The organism is Luteimonas sp. e5 (genome assembly GCF_054031035.1).
On sequence record NZ_JBSTRX010000001.1, the window covers coordinates 1 to 16324 of the forward strand.

Below are 16324 nucleotides of genomic sequence, written 5' to 3' on the forward strand. Positions count from 1 at the left end.
CAACGCCGGCCTCTTGCTGCGCGGCACCAAGCGTGACGAAGTGGAGCGCGGCCAGGTGCTGGCCAAGCCGGGCAGCATCACCCCGCACACGGACTTCGAGGCCGAGGTGTACGTGCTGTCGAAGGACGAGGGCGGCCGTCACACGCCGTTCTTCAAGGGTTACCGTCCGCAGTTCTACTTCCGCACCACGGACATCACCGGTTCGGTGGAGCTGCCGGAGGGTGTGGAGATGGTGATGCCGGGCGACAACGTGAAGATGAAGGTGTCGCTGATCAACCCGGTGGCGATGGACGAAGGCCTGCGCTTCGCGATCCGCGAAGGTGGCCGCACGGTCGGCGCCGGCGTGGTGGCGAAGATCGAAAAGTGATCTCCCGCGGCCCGAGGCCGCCGGCAGTGCACGGGACAAGGGCGGCTTCGGCCGCCCTTTCCTTTGCACGCGTGCCGGGAATGGAGGAATTCCGCACCCCGTGCATCAAGTAGGGTAGGGCCGTCACATTGACGGCATTGATGAGGGGAGATTTCCGCGGCATGAGGGGCGTCTTGCACAGGCCGGCATCGGATCGCACTGCGGCCAAGCGCAGGAGTGTGTGGCCTTGAATGCCCGCGCGCGCTGGATCGCCGAGCACATCCTGCCGCACGAACCCGCCCTGCGTGCCTGGCTGGCACGACGCCTTCCCGCCGGCATGGAGCTTGACGACGTGGTGCAGGAAACCTATTCGGTGCTGGCGCGATTGCCAACGGCATCTAAGACACCAGTCTGCAGTACGAGGATGGCCACTACTGGCAGCCTGGCTCGAGTACATTCTGGAATGCGTTCGTGCACTATCGCATGCAGGATGCGGGTCCATGGTCCGATTTGTCATTCAAGCCGGCATCAATAATGTCAACAACTATCGGCCGCCGATCAGCTCGGATGGGCGCGGTTACATGAATACCCTGTACTCCGCCACGCCGCGTTACTGGTACCTCAACATCAGCAAGGAGTTCTGAGTCCGCCCGATGAAAACACCTGCTCTGTCTCGTCGATGGGCCGCTACCGGTCTGGCCTGCCTGTTCGCATTGCTGCTGGCGCTGCCTGCCGATGTGCCGGCAGCGCTCCAGCCGGACACCCCGGCGCCGGGGCTGCTGATCCGCGATGCGATGATCTTCACCAGCACCGGCGATGAGCCGCAGCGCGGCGACGTGCTGGTGCGCGATGGCAAGATCGCGGCGATCGGCCCCGATCTTGCCGGCTCGGCCGAATCGGCGCAGGTGGTGGAGGCGGCCGGGCGCGCGCTGCTTCCGGGGCTGATCGATGTGCATACGCACTGGACACCGGCGATGCAGCCATCCTCCTCGGCGAGCGTGGCCAATGCCTACCTTGCCGCGGGTGTGACCCTGCTGAGCGACTTCCATCAGGCACCGGAAGCCTGGCAGCCGCGACGCGAATGGCTGTCGCGCTTGGTGGCGCCACGCGTGCTGTTCGCCGCCCGCATCAGCACGCCGCTGGGGCATGGCGCGGACTGGGCCGATCAGGCGACCACGCGCTGGGTCAATTCACCGGAGGCGGGGCAGCGCGCAGTGCGCGGCCTGCTGCCGTACGGGCCGGACGTGATCAAGGTGTTCACCGATGGCTGGCGCTACGGACGCGCCCCGGACAACACCAGCATGGACGAGGCCACGCTGAAGGCCGTGGTCGACGAGGCGCATGCGCATGGGCTGAAGGTGCTGACGCATACGGTGACGGTGGCCAGGGCCAAGCAGGCGGCGCGTGCCGGGGTCGACGTGATCGCGCACAGCGTGCTGGATGCCACGGTGGACGAGGAACTGATCGCGCTGATGCGCGAGCATGGCACGGCCTACGCACCCACCCTGTCGGTGTACGAGCCGATCCGGGTTGGCGAGGGTCAGCGAGTGCCGAGCGAAGACGACCCGGTGCAGCGCTCGCGCGAGCGCAACTTCGCCCGGGCGCTGGACAACCTGGGCCGCCTGCATGCCGGTGGCGTGCGCGTGGTGCTGGGCACCGACGCCGGCATGCCGGGCACTCCGCATGGCCGTTCCAGCCAGCACGAGCTGGAGTTGATGGTCCGGGGCGGGCTGTCGGCGCCGGCGGCGCTGCGCGCCGCCACGCGCGAAACGGCCACCAGTCTCGGCCTGGGCGCGCAGACCGGCTCGATCGAGGTCGGCAAGCGCGCCGACCTGGTGCTGGTCGATGGCGCGCCCTGGCGCGATGTCGCCGACATGCGCAAGGTGGATCAGGTCTTTCTCGCCGGTCGCGCGGTGTTCACCGCTCGCCCACCGCTGCCCGCCAACGCGGCAAGTGTTCCCAATCCCGAGGCATGGCCGAAGCCGCAGCCCGCGACTGCCTGGGTGGATGATTTCGAGGGCGAGCGCACGCGCCTGGATACGTTGCGAACCAGCGAAGCGGATGCCGGCAACGAGCGCAGCTGGCAGATCATGCAGCGCGTGCCGCGCGAGGGCGGTGGCCATGCCTTGCTGATGACGGCCGCGCTGTCGGCGCGTGAATCCCCGCATGCCAGCGTGGTGTTGCCGCTCGGCCGTGGTTCGGTACTGCCGCTGGACGTGTCCGCGTACCGCGGGATCGAGTTCGAACTGCGCGGCAATGCGCGTGCGGTGGCGCTGCAGCTGCGCGGAGTCGAGCGCCGCAACTGGAGTGCACAACTGACACCAGCCGATGCGCAATGGCGCAGGCTGCGGGTGCCCTTCGCGCAGTTGCAGGCCTCCGATTGGCGCGGCCGCGCACTGGCCGATGCGCAAGCCTGGAATGGAGAGGCGATCAGCGAGCTCGTGCTCACCGGCCGCAGCGAGGCGGGCGACACACTGTGGTACGAGATTGACAACGTGCGCTTCTATCGCTGAAGTCGTCATCCCGGTGAGGCAACCGTCAGCACAGGAAATCGGCATGAGGCGAGTGTGGAAATCGAGCATGGGGTTGTTCCTTGTGGCTCTGCTGCTTCCGTCGATTGCGTGGTCGGCGCCTCCATCGCCGCGCGAACATTTCGGCTTCGTCATCGGCGATGACTACCAGTTGGCGAACTACAGCCGCACCGAAGCGTATTTCCGCCGCCTGGCCAAGGCATCGCCGCGCGTGCAACTGGTCGACATCGGGCCGACGTCCGAAGGCCGCATGCAGCCGATGCTGGTAGTTTCCTCGCCAAAGAATCTCGCACGGCTGGAGCACTACCGCGACATTTCCGCGCGCCTGGCACGTGGGCGCGAAGATGCCGCGAGTGCACGGCGCCTGGCGGCCGAGGGCAAGGCGGTGGTGTGGATCGACGGTGGCCTGCACTCCAACGAAACCGTCGGTGCGCACCAGCTGATCGAAACCGCATGGCAACTGGCCTCGCGCGAGGACGAGGAAACCCGGCGCATCCTCGATGACGTCATTGTGCTGCTGGTGCACGCCAACCCGGACGGGCACGAGCTGTATGCCGACTGGTACATGCGCGAGCCGGAGCCCGCCAAGCGGGTGCTCGACACGCCGCCGCGGATGTATCAGAAATACGCCGGGCACGACAACAATCGCGACTTCTACATGGCGGCGCTGCAGGAAACGCGCAACATGAACCGCGTGATGTACCAGCAGTGGTACCCGCAGATCGTCTACAACCACCACCAGTCCTCGCCGCGCGGCACGGTGATCGTGCTGCCGCCCTATCGCGATCCGTTCAATTACCGCATCGACGCGATGATCCCGGTCGGCCTGGAGGCGCTGGGTGCGGCGATGAACCTGCGTTACCTCGGCGAGGGCAAGCCCGGCGCGGTATCCAAGCGCGGCAGCGTGTATTCCACCTGGTGGAACGGCGGGCTGCGCACCACGCCCTATTTCCACAACATGCTCGGCATCCTCACCGAGATCACCGGCAATCCGACGCCGATGCCGATGCCGTTCCTGCCGTCGCGGCAGTTGCCGGACAGCAACCTGCCGGCCCCGGTACCGGCGCAGACCTGGCATTTCCGCCAATCCATCGATTACAGCCTGAGCGCCAACTGGGCGGTGCTCGATCATGCCTCGCGGCATCGCGAACAACTGCTGTGGAACATCCACCGCATGGGCCGCAATTCGATCGAGCGTGGCCAACGTGATTACTGGACGCCGAGCCCGAGCGCGCTCGAGGCGGCGGTGGCCAGCGCGCGCACCGCCGCTCCCGGCGACGATGGCAGCCAGGCGATCGACGAGGCGCGGCTGCAGCAGGCCCTCCATGCGCCGGCGCGACGTGACCCGCGCGGCTACATCCTGCCTGCCGACCAAGCGGATTTCGCCACCGCGCGGAAATTCGTGGCGGCACTGCAATCGGCCGGGATCGAAGTGCACCGCGCGCGTGAGGCTTTCAGTGTCGCCGGCAAGCGCTATCCGGCGGGTTCGCTGGTGCTGCGCTCGGACCAGGCCTTCCGTCCGCATCTGCTCGACATGTTCGAGCCGCAGGATCATCCGCACGATGTGCAGTACGAAGGCGGCCCGCCGATCGCACCCTACGATTCGGCCGGCTGGACGCTCGCCTTCCTGATGGGCGTGCAGTTCGACCGCGTGCTGGAGGCCTTCGACGGGCCCTTCGATCCGCTGCCGCTGGATCCGCCGCTGGCCGCGGCACCCGGCAAGGTGCCGGCCTCGCGCCACGGCTGGAGGCTGGATGCACGGGTCAATGACAGCTACGCCGTGGCCAATCGCCTGCTCAAGGCCGGCGTCGCGGTGCAACGCGTGGCCGAAGACGACGGTGCCTTCCACGTGCCGGCCGATGCCGGTGGGGCGCTGGCGCAGGCGTTGCAGGGCAGCGGAGTGCAGCCGAGTGCAGCCAGTGCCGTGCCACGCGCCGGCATCGCGCTGCGTGCGCCGCGCATCGCGCTGTGGGACCGCTATGGTGGCTCGATGGTGTCCGGCTGGACCCGGCTGGTGCTGGAGGATTTCGGCTTCGACTACGAAGTGGTGTATCCGGCCGCGATCCGCGAGCAGGACCTGGGACAGCGCTTCGATGTGCTGATCCTGCCCAGTGGTGCCTTGTCGCTGCCCGAGGCGCTGGCGGTCGAGGGCAAGGCGGGCCGGCGCATGCCGCAGCCCGATCGCGCACGCATCCCCGCGCAGTACCACGCGATGCTGGGCGATCTCGAGGACGAAGCCGCGCGCGCCGCGCTGTTGCGTTTCATGCAGGAGGGCGGTCATGTCATCGCCACCGGTTCCTCGGCCGGGCTTGCGCTGGACGTCGGTGCTCCGTTGCTGAGCCACCTGCGCACGCGCGACGCGCAGGGTGGCATGCGCGCATTGAATCCACGCGAGTACTACATTCCGGGCAGCGTGCTCGAAGTGGCGGTGGACAAGCGGCAGCCCGTGACCTGGGGTTTGCCGACGCGGCTGGACGTGTATTTCTCCGATGGCCGCTGGGACAGCGTTCCGGTGTTCGATGTGCCGGCGGGCAGCCCGTGGCGCCCGATCCTGCGCTTCGACACGCCCGAGCCGCTGCGCAGCGGCTGGGCCATCGGCCAGGAGCGGCTGCAGGGAGGCGTGCTGGCTGCGCAGGCCGATGTCGGCCAGGGGCGCCTGACCATCTTCGGTACCGACATCACCTTCCGCAGCCAGACCCACGCCAGCTTCAAGCTGCTGTTCAACAGTCTGTTCGAGGTCGGTCATGCACGTGCGGATTGATCCGCCGATGCCGCGGCGATGGCGGCAGGCGGGCCTCGCCCTGCTGCTGGCCGTTTGCGCCATGCCGTCGCACGCGGCCGATGGCGGCGAGCAGGTGATGGCCCGCGTGGACGCGTATGCCGCGCGCATGGGCGAAGTCTCGCGCAGCATCTGGCAGCGGCCGGAACTGGGCTATCTGGAAACCCATGCCAGCGGTCTGCTGCAGCAGGAGTTGCGCGCGGCCGGATTCGAGGTGGAAGCCGGTGTCGCCGGCATGCCCACCGCCTTCGTGGCGCGCGCGGGCGAGGTCGCCGATGGGCCGGTGATCGCGCTGCTGGCGGAGATGGACGCGCTGCCCGGCATGGCGCAGGCGGCAAGCCCGCTACCGCAACCGCTGGCCGAAGGCGCGGCCGGCCATGCCTGCGGGCACAACCTGTTCGGTGCCGCCAGCGTGGCGGCGGCGATCGCCTTGCATGACTGGCTGCGGACTTCGGGCGTCGCCGGTCAGGTGCGGGTGTATGGCACGCCGGCGGAGGAGGGTGGCTCGGGCAAGGTGTTCATGGTCAAGGCCGGCCTGTTCGATGATGTCGATGCGGTGCTGCATTGGCACCCGGACAGCCGCAACTCGGCGGTGCAGGGCAGCAGCCTGGCCAACATCAATGGCCGCTTCCGTTTCAGTGGTGTTGCCTCGCATGCCTCGATCGCGCCCGAGCGCGGACGCTCGGCGCTGGACGGGGGCGAGGCGCTGAACTTCATGGCCAACCTGATGCGCGAGCACGTGCCGCCGCAAACACGCATCCACTACACCATCAATGACGGCGGCGGCACGCCGAACGTGGTGCCAGCGCGCGCGGAAGTGCATTACTACGTGCGCCACCCCGACCACCGCGTGGTGCTGGAGGTGATGCAGCGCCTGCATGCCGCGGCCGAGGGCGCCGCGCAGGGCACGGGCACCACGGTCGAGTTCCGCCAGATCGGCGGGGTTTACGACCTGCTGCCCAATGACGTGCTGGGGCGTGTGGCGGATGCCGCGCTGCGCCGCGTCGGCGGCGTCGACTATGATGCCGACGACCTCGAGTTCGCCCGCCGCATGCAGGCCACGTTCCAGGCGCCGCCGGCGTTGTCCGTGGCCGCCACCATCGCCGAGTACGAGGACAGCCTGCTGGGCGGCGCCTCGACCGACGTCGGCGACGTCAGTTGGGTGGTGCCGACGGTCGGCCTGTCCACCGCGACCTGGGTGCCGGGCACCGCGGCGCACAGCTGGCAGGCAGTCGCCGCATCCGGCCACGCGATCGGTGAAAAGGGCGCCGCGGTCGCGGCCAAGGCGCTGGCGCTGATCGGCGTCGAGCTGTTCACCTCGCCGGATCTGCTGGCGCAGGCGCGCGCCGAATTCGAACGCCGGCGCGGCGCCGGCTTCCGTTATCGGTCATTGATCGAGGGCGACACGCCGCCGCTGGATTACCGCCTGCCCTGAGCGGCATGCGGGCGTGAAATCCCGGGGCTTGCAATCGGGAATGTTCCCGGTCATAATGTGCGACTACTTGACGGAAGCGCGCCCTGCGCGCGTTCCGCAGCCAGCGAAATGAGGGGCAGGACGCACCTCGTGTTCGCCAGACAAGGACAGGTCGCGTGGCATCCGGCGTTCGCCGGTGCATGCGCGTTTGTTTTCTGTCTGGGCGGGCCGGGCAACCGGGCCGCCTCGTTGTTTCAGGGATTTGCACTTTCGCGAAACGGTCCGCGCCCCGGCACGGGAACGTCGCTCCACGGGGCTTGCCGCACCCAGCCGGCCAGCCTGTCGCTCTTTCGATCCATTTGAGGAATCTCCGTCATGGCGGACCAGAAGATCCGGATTCGGCTGAAGGCTTTCGATCATCGCCTGATCGACCGTTCGGCCAGCGAGATCGTCGAGACGGCCAAGCGGACCGGCGCGCAAGTGCGTGGCCCGATCCCGCTGCCGACCAAGACCGAACGCTACACCGTGCTGACCTCGCCGCACGTCGACAAGGACGCGCGCGACCAGTACGAGACCCGCACGCACAAGCGCGTGCTCGACATCGTCGATCCCAACGACAAGACCGTGGACGCGCTGATGAAGCTCGAACTGGCCGCGGGTGTCGACGTCCAGATCAAGTTGACCTGAGGAAACCATCATGTCGACGAAAATTCATCAATTGGGCCTGGTGGGCCGCAAGGCCGGCATGAGCCGGGTGTTCACCGAGGATGGCAAGTCCATTCCGGTGACCCTGATCGAGGCCACGCCCAACCGCATCACCCAGATCAAGACCGTGGACAACGACGGCTACAGCGCCGTGCAGGTGACCGCGGGCGTCAAGCGCGCCGCGCTGATCAACAAGACCGGTGCCGGGCACTATGCCAAGGCCAAGGTCGAGGCCGGTCGCGGCCTGTGGGAGTTCCGCGTCGCCGACGACAAGCTGGCCGAGTTCGAAGTGGGCGGCGAGATCAAGGCCGACATCTTCAGCGAAGGCCAGATGGTCGACGTGCAGGGCGTGACCAAGGGCAAGGGCTTCCAGGGCACGGTCAAGCGCTGGAACTTCGCCATGGGCGACGCCACCCACGGCAACTCGCTGTCGCACCGTGCGCCGGGCTCGCTGGGCCAGCGTCAGTCGCCGGGCCGCGTGTTCCCGGGCAAGAAGATGGCCGGTCACATGGGCGCGGTGCAGCAGACCACGCAGAACCTGCAGGTGGTCAAGGTTGATGCCGAGCGCGGCCTGATCGCCGTGCGCGGCGCGGTGCCGGGTGCGCCGGGCGGCGACGTGATCGTGCGTCCGGCCAGCAAGGGAGCATGAACATGGAACTGACCGTCAAGGGCAGCGGCAACAAGGTTTCGGTTTCCGAAGCCGTGTTCGGCCGTGAATTTTCCGAGGACCTGGTGCACCAGGTGGTGGTCGCCTACCGCAACGCCGGCCGTGCCGGCACCAGCGCGCAGAAGACCCGTTCCGAAGTCGCCGGCACCACCAAGAAGTCCAAGCGGCAGAAGGGCGGTGGCGCCCGTCATGGCGCACTGACCGCACCGATCTTCGTCGGTGGTGGCGTGACCTTCGCGGCCAAGCCGCGCAGCTTCGCGCAGAAGGTCAACCGCAAGATGTACCGCGCGGCGATGGCTTCGATCCTGTCCGAGCTCAACCGCCAGGAGCGCCTGAGCGTGGTGGATGCGCTGGACGTGGATTCGCCCAAGACCCGCCTGCTGGTGGACAAGCTCAACGGCCTCGAGGCCGGGCGTCGTCCGCTGCTGGTGGTCGAGGACGCCAGCGAGTCGCTGTACCTGGCCGCTCGCAACCTGCCGTACGTGGAGGTGCGTGACGTGCAGGGTCTGGACCCGGTGTCGCTGGTTGCCGCCGATTCGGTGATCGTCACCACCGACGCACTGAAGAAGATCGAGGAGTGGCTGGCATGAGCCTCAACATTTATGAAGTGATTCGTGCGCCGCGCGTGTCGGAAAAGACCGCGCGCCTGCAGGAAGTTTCCAACCAGTACGTCTTCGAAGTGGCCACCACCGCCAGCAAGGCCGACGTCAAGGCTGCCATCGAGCAGATCTTCGAGGTCAAGGTCGAGTCGGTGAACGTGGTCAACGTGAAGGGCAAGAACAAGGCCTTCCGTTCGCGCATGGGTCGCCGTGGCGACTGGCGCAAGGCCTACGTGAAGCTGGCCGAAGGCCAGACCATCGACGTGACGGCCCAGGCCTGAGGAGCACACGATGTCCTTGATGACTTTCAAACCGACCTCCGCCGGCCGCCGCAACGCGGTCCGCGTGGTCACGCCCGACCTGCACAAGGGCGCGCCGCATGCGCCGCTGCTTGAGAAGAAGAGCAAGACCGGTGGCCGCAACCACCACGGTCGCACCACCACGCGCCACATCGGCGGTGGTCACAAGCAGCACTACCGCATCATCGATTTCAAGCGCGACAAGGAAACCATTCCGGCCAAGGTCGAGCGCATCGAATACGATCCCAACCGCACCGCGCACATCGCGCTGCTGCTGTACGTGGATGGCGAGCGTCGCTACATCATCGCGCCCAAGGGCCTGAAGGCCGGCGACCAGGTGATGGCGGGCGAAACCGCGCCGATCCGCGCCGGCAACACCCTGCCGCTGCGCAACATCCCGATCGGCACCACCATCCACTGCGTGGAGATGAAGCCGGGCAAGGGTGCCCAGCTGGCCCGCGCCGCCGGCGCCGGCGTGCAGCTGGTCGCACGCGACCAAGGCTATGCCACGCTACGCCTGCGTTCGGGCGAAATGCGCAAGGTGCCCGCCGAGTGCCGCGCCACCATCGGTGAAGTCGGCAACGTCGAGCACGGCCTGCAGAAGCTGGGCAAGGCCGGCGCCAAGCGCTGGCGCGGCATCCGCCCGGCGGTTCGCGGCGTCGCCATGAACCCGGTGGATCACCCGCACGGCGGCGGCGAGGCCAAGGCCGGGCAGGGCAACCCGCATCCGGTCACCCCGTGGGGTGTGCCGACCAAGGGTTACAAGACCCGTCACAACAAGCGCACCGATCAGTTCATCGTGCGCGATCGCAGGGGTTAATCGGACATGGCACGTTCACTGAAGAAGGGCCCGTTCGTCGACCACCACCTCCTGAGCAAGGTGGAGGCCGCGGGCAACAACACCAAGAAGCCGATCAAGACCTGGTCGCGTCGCTCGATGATCCTGCCGGAAATGGTCGGGTTCACCATCGCCGTGCACAACGGCCGCAACCACGTCCCGGTTCTCGTCAACGAGAACATGGTCGGCCACAAGCTCGGCGAATTCGCCCTGACGCGGACCTTCAAGGGCCACGGCGGCGACAAGAAGTCGAGGTAAGGAGACGATCATGGAAGCCAAAGCCATCCTGCGCACCGCGCGCATCTCTCCGCAGAAGGCACGCCTGGTCGCCGACCAGGTGCGTGGCCTGCCGGCCGCCCGTGCGCTGGACCTGCTGAAGTTCAGCGACAAGAAGGCCGCGCACATGATCCACAAGCTGTTGTGGTCGGCGGTATCGAATGCCGAAAACAACGTCGGCGCCGATGCCGATGAGCTCAAGGTCAAGACCATCATGGTCGACGAAGGTCCGACCCTGAAGCGCTTCAGGGCGCGTGCCAAGGGGCGCGGTACGCGCATCCTCAAGCGCACCAGCCACATCACCATCGTCGTCGGCGAGAGCAAGTAATCATGGGTAACAAAGTCAATCCGATCGGCATCCGCCTGGGCATTTCCAAGGACTGGAACAGCAAGTGGTACGCCGACAAGAAGGAATACGCCGATTTCCTCGCCGGTGACCTGAAGGTCCGCGAGATGCTGCGCAAGCGCCTGGCCTCGGCCGGCATCAGCCGCATCACCATCGAGCGTCCGGCCAAGTCCGCCCGCGTCACCATCCACACCGCCCGTCCGGGCGTGGTGATCGGCAAGCGTGGCGAGGACATCGAGAAGCTGCGCAAGGACGTGTCCGAGATGATGGGCGTGCCCGCGCACATCAACGTCGCCGAAGTGCGCAAGCCCGAGCTGGACGCGCAGCTGGTCGCCGAATCGATCGCGCAGCAGCTCGAGCGCCGCATCATGTTCCGGCGTGCGATGAGGCGCGCGGTGGGCAATGCCATGCGCCTGGGCGCGCTGGGCATCCGCGTCAACGTTGCCGGCCGCCTCAACGGCGCCGAAATCGCCCGCTCGGAGTGGTACCGCGAAGGCCGCGTGCCGCTGCATACCCTGCGCGCGGACATCGACTACGGCTTTGCCGAGGCGGAAACCACCTACGGCATCATCGGCATCAAGGTCTGGATCTACAAGGGCGAAATCTTCGATTTCTCCCAGGTGGGCCAGGAGAAGGAAGAACCCCGCGGCGAGCGCAGCGAGCGCCCGGCCCGCGGCCCGCGCCAGCCGCGCGGCGAGCGTGAAGCGAGGGGCTGATCATGTTGCAACCCAAACGTACCAAGTACCGCAAGCAGCACAAGGGCCGCAATGAAGGCCTGTCGTGGAACGCCAACCAGGTGTCGTTCGGCGAATACGGCCTGCGGGCCACGCAGACCGGCCGCCTGACCGCGCGCCAGATCGAGGCGGCGCGTCGTGCCGTCAGCCGTTACGTGCGCCGTGGCGGCAAGATGTGGATCCGCGTGTTCCCCGACAAGCCGATCACGCAGAAGCCGATCGAGGTCCGCATGGGCTCGGGCAAGGGCAACGTGGAGTACTGGGTCGCCCAGATCCAGCCCGGTCGCATGATCTACGAGATCGAAGGCGTCGACGAGGCCACGGCACGCGAAGCGTTCCGCCTGGCCGCGGCCAAGCTTTCGGTGACCACCCAATTCGTGACCCGCACGGTGCGCTGATGGAACTCAACGAACTCCGCAAGAAGTCGCCGGCCGACCTCAAGGCCCATCTGCAGGAGCTGCACAAGGAGCAGTTCTCCCTGCGCATGCAGAAGGCCACCGGCCAGCTGGCGAAGACCCATGACGTGCGCCGCGTGCGGCGCGAGATCGCGCGCGTCAAGATGCTGCTCGGCGGCGCCGCGCAGTGAACCAGGTGATGACCATGAACAACACGGATAAAAAGCAGCACACGGTCGAAGGCCGCGTGGTCAGCAACAAGATGGACAAGACGGTGACGGTGCTGGTGGAGCGTCAGGTCAAGCATGCGCTGTACGGCAAGTACATCCGCCGCTCGACCAAGCTGCACGCCCACGATGCCGAAAACGCCTGCAAGGAAGGCGATTTCGTGCGCATCGCCGAATGCGCGCCGATGTCCAAGACCAAGAACTGGCGGGTGGTCGAAGTTCTCGCCCACGCCGCGGAATAAGAGGAGGCCAGACCATGATCCAGATGCAGAGCCACCTCGGCGTTGCCGACAACTCCGGTGCCAAGGAAGTCATGTGCATCAAGGTGCTTGGCGGTTCCAAGCGCCGTTATGCCGGCATCGGCGACATCATCAAGGTGTCGGTGAAGGAAGCCATTCCGCGTGGCAAGGTAAAGAAGGGCGAGGTGTACAACGCGGTGGTGGTGCGTACCCGCAAGGGCGTGCGCCGCGCCGACGGTTCGCTGATCCGCTTCGACGGCAATGCCGCCGTGCTGCTCAACGCCAAGCATGAACCCATCGGCACCCGCATCTTCGGGCCGGTGACGCGCGAGCTGCGCTCCGAAAAGTTCATGAAGATCATTTCGCTCGCGCCCGAAGTGCTGTGAGGTAGACAACGATGAATCGCATCAAGAAGGGCGACCAGGTCGTCGTCATCACCGGCAAGGACAAGGGCAAGCGCGGCGACGTGATCCGCGTCGATGGCGAGCGCGTGTACGTGTCGAACGTCAACATGGTCAAGCGCCACACCAAGCCCAACCCGCAGGCCGGCCAGCCCGGCGGCATCGTGGAGCGCGAGGCGTCGATCCACATTTCCAACGTGATGCACTACAACCCGGCCAGCGGCAAGGGCGAGCGCATCAAGACCAAGGTGCTGGAGGATGGACGCAAGATCCGCGTATTCCGCTCCAGCGACGAGGCGGTTGACGCCTGAGGAAGCATGCAATGACCACGCGACTGGAAAAAATCTACAAGGAAGAGGTGGCCCCCGCGCTGATGAAGCGTTTCGGCTACACCAATCCGATGCAGGTGCCGAAGATCACCAAGATCACGCTCAACATGGGCGTGGGTGAAGCGGCCACCAACAAGAAGGTGCTGGAAAACGCGATGGCCGACATGGCCAAGATCGCCGGTCAGAAGCCGGTGGTCACCAAGTCGCGCGTTTCGGTGGCTTCGTTCAAGATCCGCGACGGCTGGCCGATCGGCTGCAAGGTGACCCTGCGCCGCGAGCGCATGTACGAGTTCCTTGATCGCCTGATCAACGTCTCGCTGCCGCGCGTGCGCGACTTCCGTGGCGTTTCGGCGCGTTCGTTCGACGGTCGCGGCAACTTCAACATGGGCGTGAAGGAACAGATCATCTTCCCGGAGATCGACTTCGACGCCGTCGATGCGGTCCGCGGCATGGATATCTCCATCACCACGTCCGCCAACACCAACGAGGAAGCCAAGGCGCTGCTTGAAGCGTTCCGCTTCCCGTTCCGCTGATCGAGAAAGACAATGGCCAAAACCAGCATGATCAACCGGGATCTCAAGCGCGCCAAGCTTGCCAGGCAGCATGGCGAGAAGCGTGAAGCGCTGAAGAAGATCCTCAAGAGCCAGGACGCGACCTACGAAGAGAAGATGGAAGCGTCGACCAAGCTGCAGAAGCTGCCGCGCGACTCCTCGCCGAGCCGCCAGACCAGCCGCTGCGCGCTGACCGGTCGTCCGAAGGGCGTCTACAGCAAGTTCGGTCTTGGCCGCAACAAGCTGCGCGAAGCCACCATGCGTGGCGACGTGCCGGGCCTGCGCAAGGCCTCCTGGTAAGCCCGCTTGCGGCCCGGCACGTTCCGGGCCACAATATGCGGCTCCCCGCATGACCCCGGCCGCCCCGTGCGGCCGGTTCCACCATCGCAGGATTTTCGCGAAAGCGGATATCGGTGCTAACTCAAGGCAATCCACATGAGCATGACTGATCCCATCGCCGACATGCTGGTCCGCATCAAGAATGCGGCCGCGGTCGGCAAGCCGACGGTGAAGATGCCGTCTTCCAAGATCAAGCTGGCCATCGCCGACGTCCTCAAGGACGAAGGCTACACCCTCGGCCATCGCGTCAACGAGCTGGGCGGCGGCAAGGCCGAGCTCGAGATCGAACTGAAGTATTTCCAGGGCAAGCCGGTGATCGAGACCCTGCAGCGCGTGTCGCGCTCGGGCCTGCGCCAGTACCGCGGCAAGAACGACCTGCCGCGCGTGCTTGGTGGCCTCGGCATTGCCATCGTTTCCACCTCCAAGGGCATCATGACCGACTCGAAGGCGCGCAGCGAAGGCGTCGGCGGCGAGGTCCTGTGCTTCGTGGCCTAAGAGGAGAGCAACATGTCCCGTATCGCCAAGAAGCCGATCGCCCTGCCCAAGGGCGTGGAAATCAAGCACGACAACGGCCAGGTCAGCGTCAAGGGCGGCAAGGGCCAGCTGTCGGTGGCCATGCCCGAGGGCGTGGAACTGAAGCAGGAAGGCAGCGAGCTGCAACTGGCGCCGACCAGCCCCGAGCACATGGCCATCACCGGCACCCTGCGTTCGATCCTGGCCAACATGGTGCACGGCGTGTCCGAAGGCTTCGAGCGCAAGCTCGAGCTGGTCGGCGTGGGCTACCGTGCCGCCATGCAGGGCAAGGATCTGAACCTGTCGCTGGGCTTTTCGCATCCGGTGGTGTTCGTGGCGCCCGAAGGCATCACCATCAGCACCCCGACCCAGACCGAGGTCGTCGTCGCCGGTGCCGACAAGCAGCAGGTCGGTCAGGTCGCGGCCAAGATCCGCGCCTTCCGTCCGCCTGAGCCGTACAAGGGCAAGGGCGTGAAGTATTCCGACGAAACCATCATCCGCAAGGAAGCCAAGAAGGCGTAAGGGCGGCTCCCGCACCGTTCGCTTTCAGCTTCCGGAGACATCGAACATGGACAAGAAATCCGCCCGTCTGCGTCGTGCCAAGAGCACCCGCGCACACATCCGCAAGCTCGGCGTGCCGCGCCTGTCGGTGCTGCGCACCGGCCAGCACCTGTACGCGCAGCTGTTTTCCGCCGACGGCTCCAAGGTCCTGGCGGCGGCCTCGACCACCCAGGCCGACGTGCGCGAAGGCCTGTCGGGCCGCAAGAACATCGAAGCGGCGAGCAAGGTCGGCCGCATCATCGCCGAGCGCGCCCGTGCCGCCGGTGTCGAGTCGGTCGCGTTCGACCGCTCCGGCTACCGCTACCACGGTCGCATCAAGGCGCTGGCCGACGCTGCGCGCGAGGCCGGTCTGCAGTTCTGACCGCGGGCGCCCCGGCGCCCGTTCCGCCGATGCGGATTGCATCGGACGTCCCGGCCGGTTGCGGTCGTGGCGGAACACCCGCAACACCCCACAATCATAAGCGGCGATGCCGCAAGCACATCCGTACATAGCAGAGAATCGAAATGGCAGAAGAACGTCAAGGGCGCGGCCGCGACCGCAGCCGTGATCGCGAGGAAATCGATGACGGCATGATCGAGAAGCTGATCGCGGTCAACCGCGTCAGCAAGACGGTCAAGGGTGGCCGCCAGTTCACCTTCACCGCGCTGACCGTGGTCGGCGATGGCGCCGGGCGCGTCGGCTTCGGTTACGGCAAGGCACGCGAAGTGCCACTGGCGATCCAGAAGTCGATGGAAGCCGCGCGCAAGGGCATGAAGAACGTCGACCTCAACAACGGCACGCTGTGGCACCAGGTCAAGGCCAACCATGGCGCGGCCAAGGTGTTCATGCAGCCCGCCTCCGAGGGTACCGGCGTGATCGCCGGCGGCGCGATGCGCGCCGTGCTCGAAGCGGTCGGCGTGCGCGACGTGCTGGCCAAGGCGGTCGGCTCGCGCAACCCGATCAACCTGGTCCGGGCCACGCTCAAGGGCCTGACCTCGATGCATTCCCCCGCCAACATCGCCGCCAAGCGTGGCAAGCAGGTCGAGGAGATCCTCCATGTCCAGTAAGAAGCAGGACGGCACGATCAAGGTGCGGCTGGTCAAGGGCCTGGCCGGTTCGCAGGCCAAGCACCGCCTCTCGGTGCGTGCACTGGGCTTGGGCAAGCTGGGCGACGTGCGCGAATTGAAGGACAGCCCGCAGGTGCGTGGCCTGATCAACAAGGTCCACTACCTGGTGCAGGTCGAGGAGTAATCAG

25 protein-coding genes are annotated in these 16324 nt (G+C 66.5%); all 25 read left to right on the top strand.

Annotation, left to right across the window (positions count from 1 at the left end; all coding sequences use genetic code 11):
- Positions 1–367 (top strand): EF-Tu C-terminal domain-related protein (locus ACW11F_RS00005; RefSeq protein WP_456994635.1); only part of this gene is annotated, 367 nt, incomplete at its 5' end.
- A gap of 479 nt (positions 368–846) precedes the next feature.
- Positions 847–990: a hypothetical protein gene (locus ACW11F_RS00010; RefSeq protein ID WP_456994637.1), complete on the top strand. Its 144-nt coding sequence runs from the start codon at positions 847–849 to the stop codon at positions 988–990.
- 9 nt (positions 991–999) lie between these two features.
- Positions 1000–2859 (top strand): CIA30 family protein, encoded by a 1860-nt coding sequence (locus tag ACW11F_RS00015; RefSeq protein ID WP_456994639.1) that lies wholly within the window; start codon positions 1000–1002, stop codon positions 2857–2859.
- A 67-nt stretch (positions 2860–2926) separates the two neighbouring features.
- Positions 2927–5638, top strand: coding sequence for a M14 family zinc carboxypeptidase (locus ACW11F_RS00020; RefSeq protein ID WP_456994641.1), 2712 nt, complete (start codon positions 2927–2929; stop codon positions 5636–5638).
- A 61-nt stretch (positions 5639–5699) separates the two neighbouring features.
- A complete protein-coding gene (locus tag ACW11F_RS00025) occupies positions 5700–7091 on the top strand; it encodes an amidohydrolase (protein WP_456994643.1) in 1392 nt (463 codons plus the stop codon).
- Positions 7092–7445: 354 nt separating this feature from the next.
- On the top strand, positions 7446–7757 hold the full coding sequence (gene rpsJ, locus ACW11F_RS00030) for a 30S ribosomal protein S10 (protein WP_076586709.1): 312 nt from the start codon (positions 7446–7448) through the stop codon (positions 7755–7757).
- Between the two features lie 10 nt (positions 7758–7767).
- Positions 7768–8424, top strand: a complete 657-nt coding sequence (gene rplC / locus ACW11F_RS00035; protein WP_456994645.1) for a 50S ribosomal protein L3 — start codon at positions 7768–7770, stop codon at positions 8422–8424.
- A 2-nt stretch (positions 8425–8426) separates the two neighbouring features.
- Positions 8427–9032 carry a 50S ribosomal protein L4 gene (rplD, locus tag ACW11F_RS00040; RefSeq protein WP_456994647.1) on the top strand — a complete coding sequence of 202 codons (606 nt, stop codon included), beginning with the start codon at positions 8427–8429 and terminating at the stop codon, positions 9030–9032.
- Positions 9029–9322, top strand: coding sequence for a 50S ribosomal protein L23 (rplW, locus tag ACW11F_RS00045; protein ID WP_456994649.1), 294 nt, complete (start codon positions 9029–9031; stop codon positions 9320–9322). Before rplD ends, rplW begins: the two co-directional genes overlap by 4 nt.
- A 10-nt stretch (positions 9323–9332) precedes the next feature.
- Complete coding sequence (rplB, locus tag ACW11F_RS00050) at positions 9333–10160, top strand: 50S ribosomal protein L2 (RefSeq protein WP_456994651.1); 828 nt, start codon at positions 9333–9335, stop codon at positions 10158–10160.
- Between the two features lie 6 nt (positions 10161–10166).
- Positions 10167–10436 (top strand): 30S ribosomal protein S19, encoded by a 270-nt coding sequence (gene rpsS, locus ACW11F_RS00055; RefSeq protein WP_456994653.1) that lies wholly within the window; start codon positions 10167–10169, stop codon positions 10434–10436.
- A 10-nt stretch (positions 10437–10446) separates the two neighbouring features.
- Positions 10447–10782, top strand: a complete 336-nt coding sequence (rplV, locus tag ACW11F_RS00060; RefSeq protein ID WP_456994655.1) for a 50S ribosomal protein L22 — start codon at positions 10447–10449, stop codon at positions 10780–10782.
- A 2-nt stretch (positions 10783–10784) separates the two neighbouring features.
- Complete coding sequence (gene rpsC, locus ACW11F_RS00065; RefSeq protein WP_456994657.1) at positions 10785–11516, top strand: 30S ribosomal protein S3; 732 nt, start codon at positions 10785–10787, stop codon at positions 11514–11516.
- Between the two features lie 2 nt (positions 11517–11518).
- Complete coding sequence (gene rplP, locus ACW11F_RS00070) at positions 11519–11932, top strand: 50S ribosomal protein L16 (RefSeq protein ID WP_456994659.1); 414 nt, start codon at positions 11519–11521, stop codon at positions 11930–11932.
- Positions 11932–12120 carry a 50S ribosomal protein L29 gene (rpmC, locus tag ACW11F_RS00075; protein WP_456994661.1) on the top strand — a complete coding sequence of 63 codons (189 nt, stop codon included), beginning with the start codon at positions 11932–11934 and terminating at the stop codon, positions 12118–12120. Before rplP ends, rpmC begins: the two co-directional genes overlap by 1 nt.
- A gap of 14 nt (positions 12121–12134) precedes the next feature.
- Positions 12135–12398 (top strand): 30S ribosomal protein S17, encoded by a 264-nt coding sequence (gene rpsQ / locus ACW11F_RS00080; RefSeq protein WP_456994663.1) that lies wholly within the window; start codon positions 12135–12137, stop codon positions 12396–12398.
- Between the two features lie 14 nt (positions 12399–12412).
- A complete protein-coding gene (rplN, locus tag ACW11F_RS00085; RefSeq protein ID WP_456994665.1) occupies positions 12413–12781 on the top strand; it encodes a 50S ribosomal protein L14 in 369 nt (122 codons plus the stop codon).
- 11 nt (positions 12782–12792) lie between these two features.
- Complete coding sequence (gene rplX / locus ACW11F_RS00090) at positions 12793–13107, top strand: 50S ribosomal protein L24 (RefSeq protein ID WP_456994667.1); 315 nt, start codon at positions 12793–12795, stop codon at positions 13105–13107.
- Between the two features lie 11 nt (positions 13108–13118).
- Positions 13119–13658, top strand: coding sequence for a 50S ribosomal protein L5 (gene rplE, locus ACW11F_RS00095; RefSeq protein WP_456994669.1), 540 nt, complete (start codon positions 13119–13121; stop codon positions 13656–13658).
- A gap of 12 nt (positions 13659–13670) precedes the next feature.
- Complete coding sequence (gene rpsN / locus ACW11F_RS00100; protein ID WP_456994671.1) at positions 13671–13976, top strand: 30S ribosomal protein S14; 306 nt, start codon at positions 13671–13673, stop codon at positions 13974–13976.
- Positions 13977–14111: 135 nt separating this feature from the next.
- A complete protein-coding gene (rpsH, locus tag ACW11F_RS00105) occupies positions 14112–14510 on the top strand; it encodes a 30S ribosomal protein S8 (RefSeq protein WP_456994673.1) in 399 nt (132 codons plus the stop codon).
- A gap of 12 nt (positions 14511–14522) precedes the next feature.
- The gene (gene rplF / locus ACW11F_RS00110) at positions 14523–15050 is read left to right on the top strand and encodes a 50S ribosomal protein L6 (RefSeq protein WP_456994675.1); all 528 of its coding nucleotides are present in this window, start codon (positions 14523–14525) and stop codon (positions 15048–15050) included.
- A gap of 46 nt (positions 15051–15096) precedes the next feature.
- Positions 15097–15450: a 50S ribosomal protein L18 gene (rplR, locus tag ACW11F_RS00115; RefSeq protein WP_456994677.1), complete on the top strand. Its 354-nt coding sequence runs from the start codon at positions 15097–15099 to the stop codon at positions 15448–15450.
- A 143-nt stretch (positions 15451–15593) separates the two neighbouring features.
- Positions 15594–16136 carry a 30S ribosomal protein S5 gene (gene rpsE / locus ACW11F_RS00120; RefSeq protein ID WP_456994679.1) on the top strand — a complete coding sequence of 181 codons (543 nt, stop codon included), beginning with the start codon at positions 15594–15596 and terminating at the stop codon, positions 16134–16136.
- On the top strand, positions 16126–16320 hold the full coding sequence (gene rpmD, locus ACW11F_RS00125; RefSeq protein ID WP_456994681.1) for a 50S ribosomal protein L30: 195 nt from the start codon (positions 16126–16128) through the stop codon (positions 16318–16320). The genes rpsE and rpmD overlap by 11 nt, the downstream gene beginning before the upstream one ends.
- Positions 16321–16324 lie beyond the last annotated feature (4 nt).

What these genes read in the sequence shown, in the direction of transcription:
- rplE (WP_456994669.1), top strand. Translation starts at nt 13,119, where the DNA reads ATGACCACGCGACTGGAAAAAATCTACAAGGAAGAGGTGGCCCCCGCG.
- rplD (WP_456994647.1), top strand. Translation starts at nt 8,427, where the DNA reads ATGGAACTGACCGTCAAGGGCAGCGGCAACAAGGTTTCGGTTTCCGAA.
- ACW11F_RS00020 (WP_456994641.1), top strand. Translation starts at nt 2,927, where the DNA reads ATGGGGTTGTTCCTTGTGGCTCTGCTGCTTCCGTCGATTGCGTGGTCG.
- rplV (WP_456994655.1), top strand. Translation starts at nt 10,447, where the DNA reads ATGGAAGCCAAAGCCATCCTGCGCACCGCGCGCATCTCTCCGCAGAAG.
- rpmC (WP_456994661.1), top strand. Translation starts at nt 11,932, where the DNA reads ATGGAACTCAACGAACTCCGCAAGAAGTCGCCGGCCGACCTCAAGGCC.
- rplR (WP_456994677.1), top strand. Translation starts at nt 15,097, where the DNA reads ATGGACAAGAAATCCGCCCGTCTGCGTCGTGCCAAGAGCACCCGCGCA.
- rpsQ (WP_456994663.1), top strand. Translation starts at nt 12,135, where the DNA reads ATGAACAACACGGATAAAAAGCAGCACACGGTCGAAGGCCGCGTGGTC.
- rplP (WP_456994659.1), top strand. Translation starts at nt 11,519, where the DNA reads ATGTTGCAACCCAAACGTACCAAGTACCGCAAGCAGCACAAGGGCCGC.
- rpsC (WP_456994657.1), top strand. Translation starts at nt 10,785, where the DNA reads ATGGGTAACAAAGTCAATCCGATCGGCATCCGCCTGGGCATTTCCAAG.
- rplW (WP_456994649.1), top strand. Translation starts at nt 9,029, where the DNA reads ATGAGCCTCAACATTTATGAAGTGATTCGTGCGCCGCGCGTGTCGGAA.
- ACW11F_RS00025 (WP_456994643.1), top strand. Translation starts at nt 5,700, where the DNA reads ATGCCGTCGCACGCGGCCGATGGCGGCGAGCAGGTGATGGCCCGCGTG.
- rpsN (WP_456994671.1), top strand. Translation starts at nt 13,671, where the DNA reads ATGGCCAAAACCAGCATGATCAACCGGGATCTCAAGCGCGCCAAGCTT.
- rpmD (WP_456994681.1), top strand. Translation starts at nt 16,126, where the DNA reads ATGTCCAGTAAGAAGCAGGACGGCACGATCAAGGTGCGGCTGGTCAAG.
- rplN (WP_456994665.1), top strand. Translation starts at nt 12,413, where the DNA reads ATGATCCAGATGCAGAGCCACCTCGGCGTTGCCGACAACTCCGGTGCC.
- rplF (WP_456994675.1), top strand. Translation starts at nt 14,523, where the DNA reads ATGTCCCGTATCGCCAAGAAGCCGATCGCCCTGCCCAAGGGCGTGGAA.
- ACW11F_RS00010 (WP_456994637.1), top strand. Translation starts at nt 847, where the DNA reads ATGGTCCGATTTGTCATTCAAGCCGGCATCAATAATGTCAACAACTAT.
- rpsE (WP_456994679.1), top strand. Translation starts at nt 15,594, where the DNA reads ATGGCAGAAGAACGTCAAGGGCGCGGCCGCGACCGCAGCCGTGATCGC.
- rpsS (WP_456994653.1), top strand. Translation starts at nt 10,167, where the DNA reads ATGGCACGTTCACTGAAGAAGGGCCCGTTCGTCGACCACCACCTCCTG.
- rpsJ (WP_076586709.1), top strand. Translation starts at nt 7,446, where the DNA reads ATGGCGGACCAGAAGATCCGGATTCGGCTGAAGGCTTTCGATCATCGC.
- rpsH (WP_456994673.1), top strand. Translation starts at nt 14,112, where the DNA reads ATGAGCATGACTGATCCCATCGCCGACATGCTGGTCCGCATCAAGAAT.
- rplC (WP_456994645.1), top strand. Translation starts at nt 7,768, where the DNA reads ATGTCGACGAAAATTCATCAATTGGGCCTGGTGGGCCGCAAGGCCGGC.
- rplX (WP_456994667.1), top strand. Translation starts at nt 12,793, where the DNA reads ATGAATCGCATCAAGAAGGGCGACCAGGTCGTCGTCATCACCGGCAAG.
- rplB (WP_456994651.1), top strand. Translation starts at nt 9,333, where the DNA reads ATGTCCTTGATGACTTTCAAACCGACCTCCGCCGGCCGCCGCAACGCG.
- ACW11F_RS00015 (WP_456994639.1), top strand. Translation starts at nt 1,000, where the DNA reads ATGAAAACACCTGCTCTGTCTCGTCGATGGGCCGCTACCGGTCTGGCC.